At 39.8% G+C, this 19,070-nt stretch carries 17 protein-coding genes; 11 read left to right on the top strand and 6 right to left on the bottom strand.

What is annotated here, in order from left to right; translation table 11 throughout:
- The first annotated feature begins 83 nt into the window (after positions 1 to 83).
- From L2764_RS09455 to deoD, 5 genes are all read left to right on the top strand, one after another.
- Complete coding sequence (locus tag L2764_RS09455) at positions 84 to 971, top strand: nucleoside-specific channel-forming Tsx family protein (protein ID WP_248940003.1); 888 nt, start codon at positions 84 to 86, stop codon at positions 969 to 971.
- Positions 972 to 1,545: 574 nt separating this feature from the next.
- Positions 1,546 to 2,337: a deoxyribose-phosphate aldolase gene (deoC, locus tag L2764_RS09450; protein ID WP_248939977.1), complete on the top strand. Its 792-nt coding sequence runs from the start codon at positions 1,546 to 1,548 to the stop codon at positions 2,335 to 2,337.
- A gap of 52 nt (positions 2,338 to 2,389) precedes the next feature.
- A complete protein-coding gene (deoA, locus tag L2764_RS09445; RefSeq protein ID WP_248939976.1) occupies positions 2,390 to 3,721 on the top strand; it encodes a thymidine phosphorylase in 1,332 nt (443 codons plus the stop codon).
- A 12-nt stretch (positions 3,722 to 3,733) separates the two neighbouring features.
- Entirely contained in the window at positions 3,734 to 4,969 is a 1,236-nt protein-coding gene (locus L2764_RS09440) for a phosphopentomutase (protein ID WP_248939975.1), read from the top strand.
- Between the two features lie 84 nt (positions 4,970 to 5,053).
- Positions 5,054 to 5,764, top strand: coding sequence for a purine-nucleoside phosphorylase (gene deoD / locus L2764_RS09435; protein ID WP_248939974.1), 711 nt, complete (start codon positions 5,054 to 5,056; stop codon positions 5,762 to 5,764).
- 84 nt (positions 5,765 to 5,848) lie between these two features.
- Here the strand turns inward: deoD and L2764_RS09430 are convergent, their stop codons facing one another.
- Positions 5,849 to 6,556 (bottom strand): AhpA/YtjB family protein, encoded by a 708-nt coding sequence (locus tag L2764_RS09430; RefSeq protein WP_248939973.1) that lies wholly within the window; start codon positions 6,554 to 6,556, stop codon positions 5,849 to 5,851.
- A 79-nt stretch (positions 6,557 to 6,635) separates the two neighbouring features.
- Between L2764_RS09430 and serB the strand changes: the two genes are divergently transcribed.
- Both serB and L2764_RS09420 read left to right on the top strand, forming a co-directional pair.
- Positions 6,636 to 7,616, top strand: a complete 981-nt coding sequence (gene serB / locus L2764_RS09425) for a phosphoserine phosphatase SerB (RefSeq protein WP_248939972.1) — start codon at positions 6,636 to 6,638, stop codon at positions 7,614 to 7,616.
- A gap of 276 nt (positions 7,617 to 7,892) precedes the next feature.
- Positions 7,893 to 8,804: an alpha/beta fold hydrolase gene (locus L2764_RS09420; protein WP_248939971.1), complete on the top strand. Its 912-nt coding sequence runs from the start codon at positions 7,893 to 7,895 to the stop codon at positions 8,802 to 8,804.
- A 9-nt stretch (positions 8,805 to 8,813) separates the two neighbouring features.
- Here the strand turns inward: L2764_RS09420 and L2764_RS09415 are convergent, their stop codons facing one another.
- Both L2764_RS09415 and L2764_RS28195 read right to left on the bottom strand, forming a co-directional pair.
- Positions 8,814 to 9,704, bottom strand: a complete 891-nt coding sequence (locus tag L2764_RS09415) for a sulfotransferase family protein (RefSeq protein ID WP_248939970.1) — start codon at positions 9,702 to 9,704, stop codon at positions 8,814 to 8,816.
- Between the two features lie 624 nt (positions 9,705 to 10,328).
- A complete protein-coding gene (locus L2764_RS28195) occupies positions 10,329 to 10,871 on the bottom strand; it encodes a glycosyltransferase family 9 protein (RefSeq protein WP_376708397.1) in 543 nt (180 codons plus the stop codon).
- Between the two features lie 890 nt (positions 10,872 to 11,761).
- Between L2764_RS28195 and L2764_RS09410 the strand changes: the two genes are divergently transcribed.
- Entirely contained in the window at positions 11,762 to 12,859 is a 1,098-nt protein-coding gene (locus L2764_RS09410) for a glycosyltransferase family 9 protein (RefSeq protein ID WP_248939969.1), read from the top strand.
- Here L2764_RS09410 and L2764_RS09405 read toward each other — a convergent pair.
- The 3 genes from L2764_RS09405 to L2764_RS09395 form a co-directional block, all read right to left on the bottom strand.
- The gene (locus L2764_RS09405) at positions 12,851 to 14,266 is read right to left on the bottom strand and encodes a phosphohexomutase domain-containing protein (protein WP_376708396.1); all 1,416 of its coding nucleotides are present in this window, start codon (positions 14,264 to 14,266) and stop codon (positions 12,851 to 12,853) included. The two genes, L2764_RS09410 and L2764_RS09405, sit on opposite strands and share 9 nt — an antisense overlap.
- A gap of 10 nt (positions 14,267 to 14,276) precedes the next feature.
- Positions 14,277 to 15,719 (bottom strand): mannose-1-phosphate guanylyltransferase/mannose-6-phosphate isomerase, encoded by a 1,443-nt coding sequence (locus tag L2764_RS09400; protein ID WP_248939968.1) that lies wholly within the window; start codon positions 15,717 to 15,719, stop codon positions 14,277 to 14,279.
- Between the two features lie 88 nt (positions 15,720 to 15,807).
- Entirely contained in the window at positions 15,808 to 16,023 is a 216-nt protein-coding gene (locus L2764_RS09395) for a hypothetical protein (protein ID WP_248939967.1), read from the bottom strand.
- Between the two features lie 229 nt (positions 16,024 to 16,252).
- Here L2764_RS09395 and radA point away from each other — a divergent pair, with 229 nt between their 5' ends.
- The 3 genes from radA (at position 16,253) to L2764_RS09380 (ending at position 18,743) form a co-directional block, all read left to right on the top strand.
- A complete protein-coding gene (gene radA / locus L2764_RS09390) occupies positions 16,253 to 17,617 on the top strand; it encodes a DNA repair protein RadA (RefSeq protein ID WP_248939966.1) in 1,365 nt (454 codons plus the stop codon).
- 183 nt (positions 17,618 to 17,800) lie between these two features.
- Entirely contained in the window at positions 17,801 to 18,202 is a 402-nt protein-coding gene (locus L2764_RS09385) for a nuclear transport factor 2 family protein (protein WP_248939965.1), read from the top strand.
- Positions 18,203 to 18,380: 178 nt separating this feature from the next.
- Complete coding sequence (locus L2764_RS09380; protein ID WP_248939964.1) at positions 18,381 to 18,743, top strand: cytoplasmic protein; 363 nt, start codon at positions 18,381 to 18,383, stop codon at positions 18,741 to 18,743.
- Positions 18,744 to 19,070 lie beyond the last annotated feature (327 nt).

The raw sequence follows: 19,070 nt of genomic DNA, 5'->3' as shown, positions 1-19,070 counted from the left end.
AAATTGAATCAAAAGTCATAATAATTATAAAAATACTGACTCTTCATAGAAAAGAGCGGTAAACCATAAAAATGGGGTTGATGATGAAAAATATTAAAACACTTGTCCTAGCGGCAACTGCAGCCGCGGCTGTATCTTCGCCAAGTTTCGCAACCGATTACGGCGATGATATTCATAAAAACGATTACAAATGGCTACAATTTAACGCCATGTATTCGGTCGGTGAAAGGCCTGCTTCTTCCGCTGCTGATGGTAAAAATCACCATAATTATCTTGAAATGGAATTTGGCGGCCGTTCAGGGATTGTTGATTTATATGGTTATGTGGATATTTTCAACCTAGGTAACGAAACTAGTGACAACGGTGATAAAAATTCAGGTACAGGCACAAGTAAATTGTTCATGAAGTTTGCCCCGCGTTTGTCTATCGATGCAATGACAGGTTATGATTTATCTTTCGGTCCAGTGCAAGAATTGTATTTTGCAACGCTTTTTAACTGGGATGGATTGACTGGCGGTAAATATAATGATCAAGGTGAATTAGTTGCTGATCCAGGTGTTAATGCATCATTTTGGGGGATTGGCGCAGATGTGATGGTGCCATGGTTGGGTAAAACCGGCATGAACCTGTATGCACATTATGATATTAACCGTAAGCAATGGAATGGTTATCAGTTCTCGGCGAACTGGTTCAAACCTTTCGTGAATTTCGATAACGGTAGCTTCTTAGCGTTTCAAGGTTACTTAGATTGGCAGTTTGGTGCTGATTCTGACTTAGGCAATGAGTTTGTCCCTATGACGTCAAGCGGGGGTAATGTTTTCTTCGGCCTATATTGGCACAGCGATCGTTATGCATTGGGTTATGGCTTAAAGGGTTTCAAAGACGTTTACTTACTTGAAGATAATGGCGGAATTGTTGATCTTTCAACAACGGGTTGGTCACATTACTTCAGCGCGACTTACAAGTTCTAAGCTGAGTTTTATGTACTGTAAAAGCCGTGTTTAGCACGGCTTTAAATGTTGTTGCCAGCGTCACATTTTTAATGGCAATAAACAGGGTAAAGTAGAGTTGTCGTTGAGGGCGCTTAATGAGTCGTCATTTTTTGAGTGACTATCACTGCGATAGTGAATTTGTTCTCTTTAGTCGAGGAGAGGAGTAGTCTTTAATCAATAGGTTTTTCTTTTCGTTGCCATTTGATGATAGCGGATATTGTTGAAAATCCTATTGATTAAAAATTGATGTTTTACGTTAAATGGAATTTTTCGGCCCTCAAGATTTCATCTGAGATCTTTGCTTTCGATCTTCAAGGAACCAAGTCGTTTATTGATAATTGAACGATCAAGGTTGTATCCGTAGTAAACCCTGTTTGCTACGCCTTGCTTATGCATAATGTACACTCTAATAATTTTCGATAGCAGCAGAATTCGGCATTAAAAATAATGATAATGACGCCTGTGTTTCTGTTGCGATCAGATGACTGATTTTAATCATGTGATTTTTCATGTGAGCCAATTTACTCATTTTAATTTATTTCGGAGCACGATTATGAGCGATTTAAAAAAAGCGGCCCAAACTGCTATTCACCTTATGGATTTAACGTCCTTGAATGATAATGACACCGATCAAGTGATTATTGATTTGTGCCATAAAGCATTAACGCCAGCTGGACACACTGCCGCTATTTGTATTTACCCTCGTTTTATTCCCATTGCCCGTAAAACACTCAATGAACTCGGTGGCGAAGATATCCGTATTGCTACGGTGACCAATTTTCCGCATGGTAATGATGATATTGCGATTGCGATATTAGAAACCCGCGCCGCAGTCGCTTATGGCGCTGATGAAGTGGATGTGGTTTTTCCTTATCGCTCACTAATGGCAGGTAATGAAACGGCAGGTTTTGAACTGGTTAAAGCCTGCAAAGAAGCGTGTGGCGATGATGTCAAATTAAAAGTCATTATTGAATCAGGTGTGCTTGAAGATAAGGGACTTATTCGCAAAGCGTCTGAGTTGTCTATCGATGCCGGTGCTGACTTTATTAAAACCTCAACAGGAAAAGTGGCGGTGAATGCCACACTTGAAGCCGCTGAAGTGATGATAACGGTGATCAGTGAAAAAAATCCACAAGTGGGTTTTAAACCCGCAGGTGGTGTACGTGATGCTGCTGCCGCTGCCGAATTTTTAGAACTTGCTGAGCGATTATTAGGAAGAGATTGGGCGACGCCTGAAACATTCCGTTTTGGCGCTTCAAGTTTATTGACTCATTTATTAGCAACATTAGAGCTGACAGATCTTGCTCAAGCCTCTCAATCTTCTCAGTCGACCCAAGGCTATTAATGCGTAGATAATGAGATAGTTCTTGTTACTCATGACGAAGACGAGGTAGATAATGCTGTTAGCACAAGAAATTATTCGAAAAAAACGCAACATGCAAATCCTATCACAAGAGGAAATTTCTTTTTTTGTGAAGGGGATCAGTGACAATACCATTTCTGAAGGACAAATCGCTGCTTTAGGCATGGCAGTCTATTTTAATGATATGAATATGGATGAGCGTATTGCATTGACTCGAGCGATGCGTGATTCAGGCCGTGTGTTGAATTGGAGCAGTTTACACCTCGATGGTCCCGTGGTTGATAAGCACAGTACCGGTGGCGTCGGTGATTTGGTCAGCCTGGTTTTAGGCCCTATGGTTGCGGCATGTGGGGGCTATGTGCCTATGATCTCAGGTCGAGGTTTAGGGCACTCGGGAGGAACACTCGATAAGTTTGATGCGATCCCCGGTTATCAAACTGAGCCGGATAGCGCATTATTCCGTCGTATAGTTAAAGATGTTGGGGTGGCGATTATTGGCCAAACTGACGATTTGGTACCAGCGGATAAGCGTTTTTATTCTATTCGTGATAATACCGCGACGGTTGAATCGATCTCACTGATCACCGCGTCGATTTTATCGAAGAAACTGGCAGCAGGACTCGACGCTTTAGTGATGGATGTCAAAGTGGGTAATGGTGCTTTTATGCCCACTTATGCCGATTCTGAAAGCTTAGCTCGCAGTATTACTCATGTCGCTAATGGCAGTGGTACCCAAACCAGTGCGCTGCTAACCAACATGGATCAAGTGCTTGCATCTTGTGCGGGCAACGCGCTAGAAGTCAAAGAAGGCGTGGATTTTTTAACGGGTGCTTATCGCCATCCTCGTCTTTATAAAGTGACAATGGGATTATGCGCAGAAATGCTGCTGTTAAGCGGATTAGCCTGCAATGAGGCTCAAGCTCGTGTTAAACTCAACGCCGTTCTAGATAATGGCATGGCTGCAGAGATTTTTGGCCGTATGGTGTCTGGATTAGGTGGCCCTAGCGACTTTGTTGAGCGATATGATCGCTATCTGCCTCAATCACAAATAATTCGCCCTGTGTATGCCACAAAATCTGGATTTATCTCTCAGATGGATACGAGGCAATTGGGTCTATCTGTGGTTAATCTCGGCGGCGGCCGTCATCAGCCCGGAGACGTTTTAGATTATAGCGTGGGATTATCAAAAGTACGTTCGATTGGAGAACATATTGCTGTTGATGAACCATTAGCTTTTGTGCATGCCCAGTCAGAAGAGGCGTTTTCGCAAGTACAGATGACAATACAGCAGAGTATTGATGTGAGTGAACAACGGCCTGATGTGGCCCCTGAAATTTATCGTTATATTCGTCAGTCGGATGTATAACGGAGTAAGATTATGAAACGTACATTTATTTTAATGCTGGATTCTTTTGGTATTGGTGCCGCCAGTGATGCTGCTAGTTTTGGCGATGTTGGCGCTGATACTTTTGGGCATATTGCAAAAGAATGCGCTGAAGGTCGAGCGAATGAGGGCCGTGAAGGCCCTCTAAAATTACCTAACCTGATACGTTTGGGTTTAGCCCACGCTTCTAAAGAAAGCGTAGGCCATTTTCCTGCTGGGCTGGAAAACAGTGCCGATATCGATGTGATAGGCAGTTATGGTTATGCCGATGAATTAAGCTCAGGTAAAGATACGCCCAGTGGACATTGGGAAATGGCGGGTGTTCCCGTACTCTATGATTGGGGTTATTTTAGTGATTTAACCGATTCTTTTCCAAAAGCGTTGACTGACGATGTGCTTAAAAAAGCGGGATTATCTGATTTTCTGGGTAATTGTCATGCGTCAGGTACAACCATTTTAGAACAGTTGGGTGAAGAGCATATGCGGACTGGAAAGCCTATTTTCTATACGTCTGCCGATTCCGTTTTTCAGATTGCCTGCCATGAAGAGACTTTTGGGCTTGAGAATCTTTACACCCTTTGTCAAATTGTACGAGAAGCATTAGCCGATTATAATATTGGTCGAGTGATTGCCCGTCCGTTTGTTGGAACCGGTCCAGATGACTTTGCTAGAACGGGTAACCGTCGTGATTATTCTGTTGAACCGCCTGCTAAAACGGTACTCGATAAACTGAAAGATTCGGGTGGAGAAGTGGTAAGTGTTGGCAAAATTGCTGATATTTATGCTTATTGTGGCATCACTAAAAAAGTGAAATCGACGGGTCTCGAAGCCTTGTTTGATGCCACGTTAACGGAAATTAAACAAGCGGGCGATCAGAGTATTGTGTTCACTAATTTCGTTGACTTTGATTCTCATTATGGACATAGACGCGACGTGGCGGGTTATGCTCGCGCCTTAGAATATTTCGACGCCCGTTTGCCCGAATTATTGGCCTTACTCGATGATAATGATTTACTCTTATTAACCGCGGATCACGGTTGTGATCCGACGTGGCCGGGTAGCGATCATACGCGTGAGCGCGTACCTGTATTGGCTTATGGTGCCGGTTTAGAGGCGGGTTCATTAGGCTTACGCACTAGTTTTGCTGACATGGGGCAGTCCATCGCCAGCTATTTTGATTTATCGCCAATGGATTATGGTGAATCTTTTATCAAAAAGACGGTAAGTTAATACAGAAAAGATAAACGGATGATCTTGTGAAGATCATCATTTAATCCAAAGACTCATATTTTTAACTATTTAGAGGTTATATCCATGGCTACACCACATATCAATGCTGTAGATGGTGCTTTTAGCGAAACAGTATTGTTTCCTGGCGATCCATTACGTGCAAAATACATTGCAGAAACATTTTTAGACAATGTTGAGCAAGTGACTGATGTCCGTAATATGCTTGGTTTTACTGGTACTTATAAAGGAAAGCGTATTTCTGTTATGGGTTCAGGCATGGGGATCCCATCATGTTCAATTTACGCAACAGAGTTGATTAAAGATTATGGCGTTAAAAACTTGATCCGTATCGGTACCTGTGGTGCCATTAGCACCGATGTGAAAGTACGTGATGTGATCATTGCCATGGGTGCTTGTACTGATTCTCAAGTGAATCGTTTACGCTTCAAAGGTCAAGATTTTGCCGCAATTTGTGACTACAGCTTACTTTCAGCGGTTGTTGATTCTGCGAAAGAGAAAAATATTACTACCCGTATTGGTAATGTGTTCACTGCTGATTTGTTCTATACCCCAGATCCTGAAATGTTTGATGTGATGGAAAAAATGGATATTCTTGGTGTTGAAATGGAAGCGGCAGGCCTTTATGGCGTGGCGAAAGAGTTTGGTGCTAGAGCTTTATGTGTTGTGACAGTATCTGATCATATCCGTACGGGAGAGAAAACGTCTTCTGATGAGCGTCAAACCACGTTCAATGACATGATTGAGATGACATTAGAAGCGGCGATTACACTGTAATCTAAATCGTTTGTTAAAGGTTAAACGGCTTGCTTTCAGCCGTTTAACCTTCGTTTGTCTCGTGCTAATGTAGGTCGGAGGTTTTTAGCTTTTGTCTTGCGTAATGTGTTCATTACTATCTGATCCTTTTTCTCCTTTTTCTCCTTTTTCTCCTTTATTGGCATTCGTTTGTTTTCTTAAGCGCTTGATTAACTTTATTCTGGCTTTTCGTCTATCGACATATACGCGTTTATAGGATAATGATCGCGATAAAAGCATGCCGATGATCCCGGCAATAAGTAACATGATCTGTTGCTGTTGCATATTGAGTTCATGGGCTGCTTTAATATCATTGAGAAATGAATTTGGGGTTAATCTAAGTTCAATATAGCCAAGATTTTCACCGTCTTGTAATACGGGCTCGACAAAGGGTGGGTAGGTGTTAAGTAAACGCGTTAACGTCTCGGAGTTGGGTTCGAATGGTTTATCGGTGACTTTTTGCGCAAAAGCGAGACGGACCCCTTCATGATTAAAAATACTGGCAGACATGACTTTGGGATCTTGAATAAGACCATTGGCTAGCCAGCTGAGTTGTTGCTGATCCTTGAGTTTTAATGCTGGGGCAGCAGCGTAGGCCGTTTGTTGTATGAATAAACGTGCCATATTTTTAGTTTGAGACTTTAGAAGCTGCTGTCCTTGTAGTAGGCTTGTTTCCCATAGTTGAAACAGACCTATCATCAAGAGCACTGCGATGATAATTTGGATAAGTCGACTAATTCGGTGGCTCTTTTTCAGACCTTTAAGGAAAAACACGCCGCACCTTAATTTATTGTATGCAGATTTCATCATAAATGATTTTGCAAAGCCTCGATAGTTGGAGAGAAATAAAGTAATGAAAAGTTTGACTGAAGCATCGATATTTTCTTGGTTACGAGATGAAACGAGTCCGAAATGTGTTTTCAATGACCTAAGGGTGACGCGCTATCTCGAAGCTGATTTCCCCAAAGGTGCATACAGGTATCGATTGGTCTATCTACAGCGGGCTGATGAAGTATTATTGATGCAATGGTTGATGGCTTTGGGACAGGATTTTAGTATTGCTGTTATTCATCGAAAATCAGCTAATAACGGTATTGAAGTTGCGCTAAAGCAACCTGTCTCAGATGATGCTGTGTATCAACTGTCACAAAGCAATACGATTGAATTATTTGATTTACCCGAGTCATTACCTGTTCTTAATAAAACGGGTATTTTAGTCATGGATATGGACTCAACGGCGATTCAAATCGAATGTATCGATGAATTGGCGAAGATGGCGGGCGTAGGAAAGGCGGTGAGCGATGTGACAGAGCGAGCCATGCAAGGAGAGCTCGATTTTGAAGAAAGCTTGCGGGCAAGAGTGGCACAGTTGAAAGGGGCCAATGCGGGCATTATTGATGAGTTATGTCAGGCTTTGCCTTTGATGCCCGGCTTAGTTGAGATGACACAGGAATTACAATCTTATGGCTGGTATCTGGTATTAGCGTCAGGAGGCTTTACAGCATTTGTTCATTATTTAAAAGATGAGCTGAGTCTTGATGCCGCTTTTGCCAATGAACTCGTTATTGATAATGGACACCTCACTGGTGAGGTGAAGGGACAAGTTGTGGACGCACAATTCAAAGCCGATACATTGATGAACTGCGCTGATCAATGGGGAATAGCAAAAGGTCAACGATTGGCTATTGGCGATGGCGCAAATGACATTCCTATGATCCAAGCTGCTGACTTTGGCGTTGCTTTTCATGCGAAACCTAAGCTGGCTGCGGCAGCGGATATTGCAATCCGTAACATCGATTTAAGAGCCCTGCCTTTTTTACTCATATTCGTTTAGTGAGTATCTAAATAATGAGAAGGATTGTTTCAGTATTGCTGGAACCGTCGATCTTATTGATTGTTAGAAAAACAATATGATACAAATTAAATAAGATTAAGATAGATGAAAAAACTCTGTTTAAATTAAGACTGTATCTTGTTGAATTTCTTTGAGGTAAAACAACTTCGTTGTTTGGTCGTTTTTATTTATTTAAATTAGAGTTATTACTCTTGTTTTTGTTTAAATTACTCAGTAACTTAGTGATTACATTTTTTTAGTTGTCGTCTTTATATTGTGAAAATTCAGCAGAAATCTTTGTTTATTCCTTATCATACTGGTCATTTACATTTAAGACAGATCATGCCGCCTCAGCCTGATAAAAATAAGCCTCCAATACTCATGTTGCACGGTGCTATTTCTAATGGAAGAGTGTTTTATAGTGAGTCGGATAAAGGTCTTGCATGTTATTTAGCAAGCAAGGGTTTTGTGGTTTATGTTATGGATATCGAAGGTCGCGGGCAAAGCGCGCCTAAATTAAGCCGTGGATCACATTTAGGGCAAGGTGAAGTCATCAAGGAGCAATTGCCTTTAATACAACAATATATTCTGGGACTGCATCCTAAGGTAAGCCAAGTTCATTGGTGCGCACATTCTTGGGGCGGGGTATTAATGGCTAGCGCATTGGTTCGTTATGGGTATTTTCAACGTAATGTTGCTTCATTTGTGACTTTTGGTAGTAAGCGCAGGGTTCATGTTAATTCAATAAAAAAATGGTTAATCATCAAGCTGGGATGGAGTCAGATCGCACCATTATTGGCTTGGAATAAAGGTTATTTTCCTGCTGATAAGTATCGATTTGGAATGGATAATGAAAGCCGAAGTTCTCTTCGACAGAGTATTCAATGGGTATTAGGTGATTGGGTTGATAATGATGATGGCTTTGATTATGGCAAAGCGGCAGATAAAACAATATGGCCTAAAACGTGGTTTATTGCGGGGCAAGGCGATAAAGTCTTAGGCCATCCTCTAGATGTTAAAAATATGATTAAAGAGTGCAAATTTCTGCAGCCAAAATATACATTATTATCAAAGAAAGAAGGTTTCAAGCATGATTATGATCATACAGGGATGTTGACACATAAAGATATAAGCAAAGATTTTTTCCCCAGTGTTAGCGACTGGTATTGCGAGTTTAATCACCTATAGAGAGTTCATTTATCGACCTTTTTTAAGGTGACTCAAAAATTGCTTTAAATGACTGGGGCGACTTTTATTTAATACCTGTAATATTTCACTATACTGGTATCCCATCTGGTTCAAGGTGTCGTGACCGAGCAGGTTTAGGTACTTTTTAGAGTAGTTCCAGATTTTAGGGTGGGTTAGGTATTTTTCCCACTCTTGGGTCATGCTGGCTGAGGGACTATTATGATCATAAATGAACTTGTCACCGGTTTTCCACTGAGTCGCTTGATTATAACTGAGCATGGTATTTTCAAAATTTAGCGTTAAATATTGGCTTATTTTATTTAGGGTCTTTTCTGGCGAGCTGACAAGATCTTCATAGTTGACTGATATTGCATTTTTACCAATGAGATCGCGTCCTTCTAGTAATAATGACGGCACAATTTCTAAGTCATCATTGGGGAAAGGCGATTTATATTGAGTCCAATGTCGGCTAATTGATGATAGTACAGCTAAGGGGTTTCTAAACAGAAAAATATACTTAGCTTTAGGGAATGTTTTATACAGTTCCGGAATAAAATAAGCGTATCGAGGTGTTTTGTCTAGAAAGTATGATTTATGACTATGAGTCAGTCTTGAATCATAGATATGATTAAACATGAGTCTCATGCCATTAAAGTAATTTTCTTTACCCTTTGGAAAAGAGTCGAGAAAGACTTTTACATCGTTTCTAGAATATTTGAGTTCTGGGCTATCTTTTTCATTCCAGCGTTTTGAGACGGTCATGAGTGCGGTTTGTAATAGGCGTGTTTCGCCTAAAGCATCGACTTCTGAATGACCTTCGAGTAATCGAGTGAGTAATGTGGAACCTGTGCGTGGTTGACTCAGTATAAAAATAAGTTGCTCACCTTGATGTTGACTCATTTTGATATCACCCCCGCTATATATCGAAGAGTCTTTTAAGTTTGGTTCCAATTTGATGATGCCTTTATTATAGAGGGATAGAAAAGTCCTGACGGTAGACTTTAGTATAATTTTTTTTATCTCTCATTCAACGTAAAAATTAAATTTTATTAATATTTATGGATTTTTACGTTTATATGCATATCTATAGTTATTTTTACTCTTTAATGTATAGGTTGTATGTGGTTTTTAGGGCTTTATTGTTTAACTTTGTTTGTTATTTGTTGTGTTTAATTGTGTTAGTTGATTGAGTGTGTGTTGCTGTAATTTATTAAAGTATGAGTGCCTCGGCCACAGAGAATAATGATAAGCATTAATATCGCTTCAAAGGCTAATGTGAGAGCTCGGGTCAGCGTGGTCTCTATTTCTAGCCGCGGCCTCAATAGTCTCTTATCCTGGCACGTTAAACTAAGCAAGGCGTAGTTCGCCGGACGCTCACGAATAATTGCACAAAAATGAGCGTGTAAGTATTATTGAATTCGGATAATAGACTCAATAAAAGGACTTTGAGTCAGGCCCCGATCAAATCAACCTTTAGTTTGAAGTCGTCTTATACATTATCTTGGATGACAGATATTAATATTTTTAAGATGATATCTTTATTTTATTATGATCTCGTAATATTTTTATTTTGTTTGATATTTGCTCTGGTGAGGAATGAAGAGATAATACTATTTGTTGTGTCGAAGTGGGTAACCAACAGGATGTGGTAAGATCTTGCTCTCTATAAAGTCCAACAATAGGTTTATTAAATGCGCTAGCGATATGTACAATGGATGTATCGACGGAAAGAACCATCGAACAATTTCTTATATATGATACGGAGTCCATAATGCTGTTAATCGGGGGGCATAATATTGTGTTATCGATATTTTTCCACTCTTGTATGTTGTCTACATAAGGCGGTATTAACAAGATAATATGCGCATAGAGTTGATGGGTTGACTTGACTATTTTTTGGACTTGTATGAAGGGGAGTGTTCTTTTTGTTGTAGAGGCGAATGGATTTATTATTAGGTATGATTGTACGTTATGTTGTCTTAGATATAATTTTATTTTTTGTTTTGATTCATCTTTTTCATAAACCCTGTAATTATCGTCTATTATTTTAAAACCATAACCCTGCATCATTTCACTGTACATATGTGGTTTAGGCATTTGTGTAAGTCGTAGCTGAGGGTTTAAATTTATTGGATTAGCAATGGAATGATAACGATCCCAATATAAGCCAATTGTTAAACGTGGCTTTAAACAATAACCAATAAGAGATCGGAAACTTCGGTTCAATTTGCAAGGTTCAATGAGTAAGTCGATGGGCCCTATGTCGGACAATACCTTTTTACATTGATTCGGATATTTCCATGTGTTTTTTTTGTTAGGAAAGCAAAGAGGTCTAACACGCGGATCACAGCTGACTAGCTCAAATGTGGCTTTAGAACATATAACATAAATACTGACAGTGTTCCATTTCTGTTCAATAGCATCGATTATAGGAGAGAGAGACAGGTAATCACCGATAGGGAGGTTATAATTGATGACGACTGTGGAAGGGGAAATTAATTCATTAATATTATTAGCATTGTTTCTTTTTCTAGTAAAGAAACTGGATATTATTTCCTTCGTGTTCATAATTTAATGATTCTTCTCTTTGAAAAAGTGATAAAAATTTACAATGGCGATTTAGTTACTAAGAGAAGGCTATCATATAGTCGTTATTATTATAAGAGAATATCGAGGTAAAACTGTTATATTTGGTATTGATTATATACAGTGTCTCTCATTATGTTTCTCATTTTTTATGATTAGCGTGGTTTATTGTGTCTTGAATGTTTCATACAGGTTTTAATTTTTTATTCTAGTTATTTAATTTTATCTTACTTTGAACATTGCATTATTATGATGCTCTATACCTTTTGCATGGATAATTTAAAGGTCTTTTGTTTAAATGTTGATCGTTTTTAGGCTAGTGTATATCAATCTAGAGAAATGTAAGTCTATGTTGAGGCTGTGTTGAGATTATGTTTGGAATATCTAATTTATTATTGAAATATCAATTTTCACGTAGGCAGGAAAAATCATGTCCTGGATTAAATAAGAAACGGATATTATTTGTTACTTATGATGCTATAGGGGATATGTTACTGACATTACCTATTTTTTCTGCGATGAAGCAAAGTTATCCAGATTATGACATTGAAGTGCTATGTCATCAACGTAATGTGCAAGTGTTAGAAAAGTATCCTTTTGTCGATCGTATTTGGTGTTGGAATATCAATGCTAAACTATTTCGTAATCGATATGATCAAAAAAAGAGACAGGAATTATATGATCGTCCTTTTTCTGAAGTGATATTTATTGCTGAAAAATGTAATTTTAGGACATTATTTCGATTACAACAATTCAATACTCATCGATTATTGAGTCTACCTTATTATTCTGCTGGTAAGAACAATAAACTCGTTACAAAAGAAGTGTATGATAGTCTTTTTGATGGACTGGTTGGAAAAAGTAAAGATGTTATTCCTCATTTTGCATTAAGAATGTTCAGTTCTATTAGCTATTTTTGTTTAAATGATAGTGAAAATATTGATTTTTATCCTTATCTTCCAGATTGTAATGTTAAATATAAAGGTGATAAATCTGCATGTTCTGTACTCTTTAATCCAGCTGGAACTCAGCCGGGAAATACTTTATCTCATGATAAGTCCATTTGGGTTGTGAATACCTTAACTCGATTAAAATGTAATGTTTTTGTCTTCGATTTACCGAAACAAAGAGACTTACTTGAAGGAGGGGGTATAGAAAGTAAGGTCACTTTTATTCAGTCTTCTCATATCGGTGAAGGAGCTAAGGTGCTACAACAGATGGATTTTGTTGTTACAACAGATACTGCAATAGGTCATTTAAGCAGTGCTTTTAAAAAACCGACCTTGATTTTAAGGGAAGATCAGTTATGGAGGGCTATGTGTGACCCTCTCGTTAACACGACAAAAGTGTTGGTTTCTGAAGTGGCTGAGGATATCAATACTGTTCCAAATGCAGAGATTACAGCTTTTATCGAGCAGTTATTATTAGATCTTAATGAAAATCATGACGTGAAATCAAAATTAGTCTGACTTGTATTTAATGAGTAATGCCATTACTTCATTGGTTTTTTGTTTAAGCAGTTGTGGATCTCCCTTCGATTCAACATTGAGTCTGACTAAAGGTTCGGTATTCGAGTGGCGTAAGTTAAAGCGCCATTCTTTTTGATCGCCAGTAAACTCAAGGCTGATCCCATCGCAAGTATCTATTTTGCTCGCTTGAGCTTGGTAATGGGTTTTTACTCTGTTAATTGCTTCAGTGGGATTATTGATGGCGATATTGATTTCACCGGATGTGGGAAAAGCTTGAATCGCGCTGGCGATTATTTTGGAGAGCGGGATTTGTCTAATACTCAGTAGCTCAGAGATCAGCAACCAAGGGATCATACCGCTGTCACAATAGGCAAAATCACGAAAGTAGTGATGCGCACTCATTTCGCCGCCATAGGTGGCTTCTTCTTGGCGCATTCTCTGTTTAATAAAAACATGCCCTGTTTTACATTGTAGGGCAGTGCCTTTGAATTTCTGACTAATATCGAGTGTATTCCAAATTAAACGGGGATCATGAATGATTTTTGCGGTGGGATCTTTTTGTAAAAAAGCCTCAGCTAACAAACCAACAATGTAATAACTTTCTATAAATTGCCCGTGCTCATCAAAGAAAAAGCAGCGGTCGAAGTCTCCATCCCAAGCAATACCCAAATCGGCACCATATTCAAGTACAGCCTGATGGGTCGCTTGTCTATTTTCTGGCAGCAATGGATTGGGAATGCCGTTAGGGAAGTGACCATCGATTTGATGATGAATTTTGATGAATGCGATGGGGACGTTTAAGGACTTAAATTGGCTTTCAAGTGCGTCGATAACTTGCCCTGCGGGGCCATTGCCTGCATTCACCACTATTTTAATCGGCTTGATATTTTGTGGGTGGATATATGACATTAAATGGATCACGTAGTCCGTCATTAAATTGAGACGTTTATAGGTGCCGATAAGAGTCGCTTTGGGCAAAAAGGCCTGACTTTCAGCTAAGGCTCTGATTTTTAAAAGTCCATTGTTGGGGCCGATAGGCTTGGCCTCTTTGCCGACTAATTTCATGCCGTTATAATCGATGGGGTTATGACTGGCAGTCACTTGAATACCCGCATCGAGTCTAAGATGAAAAGTCGCAAAATAGATTTCTTCCGTGCCAGTCATGCCTAAATCAAGCACATTGACACCGACATCCATTAAGCCTTTTGCTAACGCTTGTTTAAGAGGCTCTGAACTAAGACGTGCATCCCCACCGAGCACTACCGTTTTAGGATTGATGATTTCGGCAAATGCTCTGCCAATACGGTATGCAATATCAGGGGTTACTTCTGTATCGAGCTTGCCTCTAATATCATAGGATTTAAAGCAAGTGAGCTCATTTGAGATGAGAATTGGCTTGTGGCTCAATGAATTGACCTTATTTTCGACCATATTCATCACTGAAACGAATAATATCGTCTTCTTCAAGATAGGTACCGGATTGCACTTCAATCATTTCAAGCGGAATTTTTCCTGGGTTCTCAAGAGAATGAATGGTTCCAATAGGAATATAAGTTGACTGGTTTTCAGTGAGTAATAATTGTTGATTACCATTGGTGATTTTCGCCGTACCCGATACCACTACCCAATGTTCAGCTCTATGATGATGCATTTGGGTGGAGAGCTTGCCGCCGGGTTTTACACTGAGACGTTTGACTTGAAAATGCGCACCGTGATCGAGTAAATCGTACTTGCCCCAAGGGCGAAAGACTTCTCGATGTTGGCGATATTCAGGGCGATTATTATCTTCAAGCTGTTGCACAATATCTTTAACTTGTTGGACATGATCTTTTTTGGAAATTAATACGGCATCCTTGGTTTCGACGACCACCAAGTCGTTTAATCCAATGATGGTCACCAGTTTATTCTCCGCATGGACGAAGGTATCATGGCTATTGAGATTGATGACATCGCCATGAAGACTGTTTCCAGCTGTATCTTTATCGGCTATTTCCCATAAAGTCGACCAATTGCCGATATCACTCCAAGTATTATGGATTGGCATTACCACTGCCTTTGTCGTTTTTTCCATGATGGCATAATCAATAGAATTATTAGGGCAAGCCTCAAATGCGCTGGGCTTGACTCGAATAAAGTCTAAATCAGTTTGGGCATTGTTCATGGCTTGTTGACAAGCGGTTAACATATCGGCTTGATGATGCTTTAATTCTTCAAGGTAGACGCTGGCTTTGACAAGAAATATGCCGCTATTCCAATAATAGCGTTTGCTGTTTAAATAAGCCTCTGCGGTGCTCAATTCGGGTTTTTCGGTAAAGCCATCAACGTTGAACCCCAATCCTTTTTTTAAGGCGGCTCCTGCTTTGATATAGCCGTAACCCGTTTCTGCCCTCGTGGGTAAGATCCCAAAAGTGACAATATTGCCCTCATGAGCCAATGGGCTCGCTTTTTGTATGGATAAACAAAATGCCTTAGGATCTTGAATATGGTGATCGGCAGGAAGCACCAGTAATAGAGGATCTTTTACTGTGTTTTTATCGGGATGAAGAGTTGCTAGCTGTAAGGCATGTAAGGCGCCGAGGGCGATTGCGGGGGCCGTGTTTCGGCTTGTTGGCTCAAGAATAATGCCATTGTTTGGGATGTTTTTTTCTCGTAATTGCTCAGCAATTAAGAAACGATGGTTTTCATTACAAATGACAATAGCGGCTTGGTGGGGGAGATCACTTAAGCGTTCAAGGGTGGTTTGTAATAAGCTAGAATCACCTAATAACGATAAACATTGTTTAGGATAAAGCTGACGTGATAATGGCCATAAACGTGAGCCAACGCCACCGGCGATGATAATCGGTAAAATTTGTTCCATGTTTGAGCCCGTCAGGGAACCTCTTTTGAAAATATACGGCTGAGTGTGATATTGACCCGATAAAAAGGCGTTATTGATAAAGGCGTCTTCATTTATCGTCCTGCAATTCAGGGTAGCTTAATATGACTTCTTCTGTGATATCAATTATTTCACCCACTCCTATAATACGCCATAATTGCGCTTTGAGTTGTTTCTTTTTGTGATCGGTTTCATTTGATAGTGTCATTAGATGAAAAGTGAGACTGTTTTTATGTATCCGAATAATTTGATAAAGTTTTTTGTCATCCAGTTCCACCAATATCATCGGTGATGATCTTGGTGGGGATCTTTCCTTACCTAAGATTCATTGGCGTATTAAATCGAAAACAAGCGCCATTTCGTTTATTATCCTCCATAACGTGTTAGTAGAGACAGTCTGTCATTTTGTTCAGTGTAAGCTGAAAAATAATGATATTTTTTAACCTATATATTCAAAACTCTTTTTGTGTCATCTTTTTCGAGCTTGGATGTAATAAATTGATATAAAATAACTTATGGCAAAGAATAAAACAGCATATGTATGTAATGAGTGTGGTCAAGATTTTCCACGGTGGCAGGGACAGTGCAGTGCATGTCAAGAATGGAATACCATCACTGAGGTGCGCTTAGGTCCCCCTATAGCAGGAAAAGCCAGCTCTTTTAGTGGTTATGCAGGACAAGGCTCTAATGAAGTCAAAACCTTAAATCAAATCGATCTGGATGCGCTGCCCCGTATTGCGAGTTCTTTTAAAGAATTAGATAGGGTATTGGGAGGGGGAATTGTACCGGGTTCAGCTATTTTGATAGGTGGGCATCCTGGAGCGGGTAAAAGTACGTTATTACTGCAAACTTTATGTCAGTTAGCTGAGTCTATGCCTGCTCTTTATGTGACGGGAGAAGAATCATTACAGCAGGTGGCTATGCGGGCGAACCGACTGGGATTACCGATGGCGAATTTAAAAATGTTGTCAGAGACCAGTGTCGAACAAATCTGCCAAATTGCCATGCAAGAGAAGCCTAAAGTTATTGTTGTTGATTCGATTCAAGTGATGCATATCAGTGAGGTCCAGTCTTCCCCTGGTAGTGTCTCTCAGGTAAGGGAGTCGGCATCATACTTAACGCGTTTTGCAAAACAAAATGGTATCGCGGTTATCATGGTAGGCCATGTCACAAAAGATGGCAGCCTAGCCGGTCCTAAAGTGTTGGAACATTGTATTGATTGTTCGGTGATGTTTGAAGGCGACAGCGACAGTCGCTATCGGACTTTACGGTCTCATAAAAATCGTTTCGGGGCCATTAACGAGCTAGGTGTGTTTGCCATGACGGAGAGAGGCTTAAAGGAGGTGGCCAATCCATCGGCGATTTTTTTATCGCGTGCTGATGAAGATGCATCAGGCTCCGTGGTGATGGTTGTTTGGGAAGGTACACGACCATTGCTCGTGGAGTTACAAGTCTTGGTCGATAGTTCCGCTATGCCAAACCCTAGACGGGTTGCAGTGGGTATGGATGCTAATCGATTAGCCATGTTGTTAGCAGTAATGCATCGCCATGGGGGATTAATGATGGCCGATCAAGATGTGTTTGTTAACGTTGTGGGTGGCGTTAAGGTGACTGATACGAGTGCTGATTTAACATTGTTGTTAGCCATGGTTTCAAGCTTTAGAGGCGATGTGTTGGCCCGAGATCTAGTGGTCTTTGGGGAAGTGGGCTTATCGGGGGAAATAAGGCCTGTGCCTAATGGCCAAGAAAGAATAATGGAAGCGGCTAAACATGGTTTTAAAAGGGCGATAGTACCGTTGGCTAATGTGCCTAAGAAAATCCCTTCAGGAATGGAAATTATCGGCGTCGGTAAATTGAATCAAGCCTTGGAAGCGCTTTAACGGGGTGGGGCTTTAAGCTTAGAAATAAAGCTAGCCATTGCTCAATAAGATCCAATGACGTATGTTCTTATACACCTAAGCTAGCTGAATTCAGTTTTTTTAGCCAGTTAGGAGATAGCCCATAACGTGCTTAAGTTAATGAGTATTGACTTAAAGCATAGATTCGATACAAGGAAGCAATGAATGTCTATTAATACCCTAGAAGTCTGGCATCAATTGGTTAAAAAAAGAGATCCTCGCGGTCTGTCAGATCTGTTGAGTGAAGAGGTTGTTTTTTACTCACCAGTATTGCACACACCACAAGTGGGCAAAGTGGTCACACAACATTATTTGAGTGCGGCCTTTCATATTTTTTTTAATGCCCCTTTCCGTTATGTCAGAGAAGTGGTCGATGGAAATGATGCGATATTGGAGTTTGAGGTTGAAATTGATGGCCTTAATATTAACGGTGTCGATATGATTAAATGGAATGACGCCGGCCAAATCGTTGAGTTTAAAGTCATGCTCAGGCCATTAAAGGCGGTACATCTCATACAACAAAAAATGGCTGAAATGCTTAAGCAGGTTGCTAACACAACGGCTTAATGGGGGATAAATGCACGGCAAAGGCTTCATTGTGTTTGCCTTGCTGGTTTTTTTTTATCGCAAAAGTGAATGAATAATGACATCAATCACAAACTACGTGAGAGTCATAATAAAAGATTGACCAATAAAAAAAATCATGTTTATTATGAGTCAAGTCAAGCGAATAGGTAGGTAATTTATGACAGCCATCTCTCATGTTTACAACTATACAGTTCGATGCCCTCATATAAAAGATCCCTCACATCCAACTAGCTGGTTAAACCATATTGAAATCAATCACTCTTGTGAAATTTCCTTGGATAGGATCACAAAGTGGCACAATCATTCAGGTACACGTGTTTTTGAATATGAAGGCTTTACGGTGCGAGAGTCTGAACAAGAAGGTGCGTATTTTTCGTTGCAAAGTGATCGATTTAAAGAGGATTTCCATACTTTAGTCACTGTGAAAATACACATAGATAAAGCCACAAAAAATGCTTCAGTACAAGAAATCATGCAGCATATTATTCGTGATTATCATGTACGTCTCAGTAAGATTTAATTTATTATATCCCCAATCTACTTGAAGATGCATGTTTTCAGAGTCCCAACGGACTGGTTTAGAAGTCTTTTATACTGCGTTACTGAAAATAAGCCTTGCCTACAAGGCTTTTAATTCCAGCTAAATCCTGTATCTTCAACTAGCTTGGGTATAGATATATCAACGCTTCGTTTTTATGTAATAAAAATTGAAGTCATAAGACTATTTGAAATAGAACTTAGATTGCCATAATAACCGACACACTTTGGTATAGAAAAGAGGGTTAGCTGCCTATAAGCTTCAATCTCTCACAAAATCGGCCAAGGTTCTCAAATGAAAAACCAATAT

The organism is Shewanella surugensis, assembly GCF_023284005.1.
Classification (GTDB): Bacteria; Pseudomonadota; Gammaproteobacteria; order Enterobacterales; family Shewanellaceae; genus Shewanella; species Shewanella surugensis.
The sequence above is the reverse complement of the archived record's forward strand: the minus strand, read 5'-3'. Positions and strand labels throughout refer to the sequence as shown.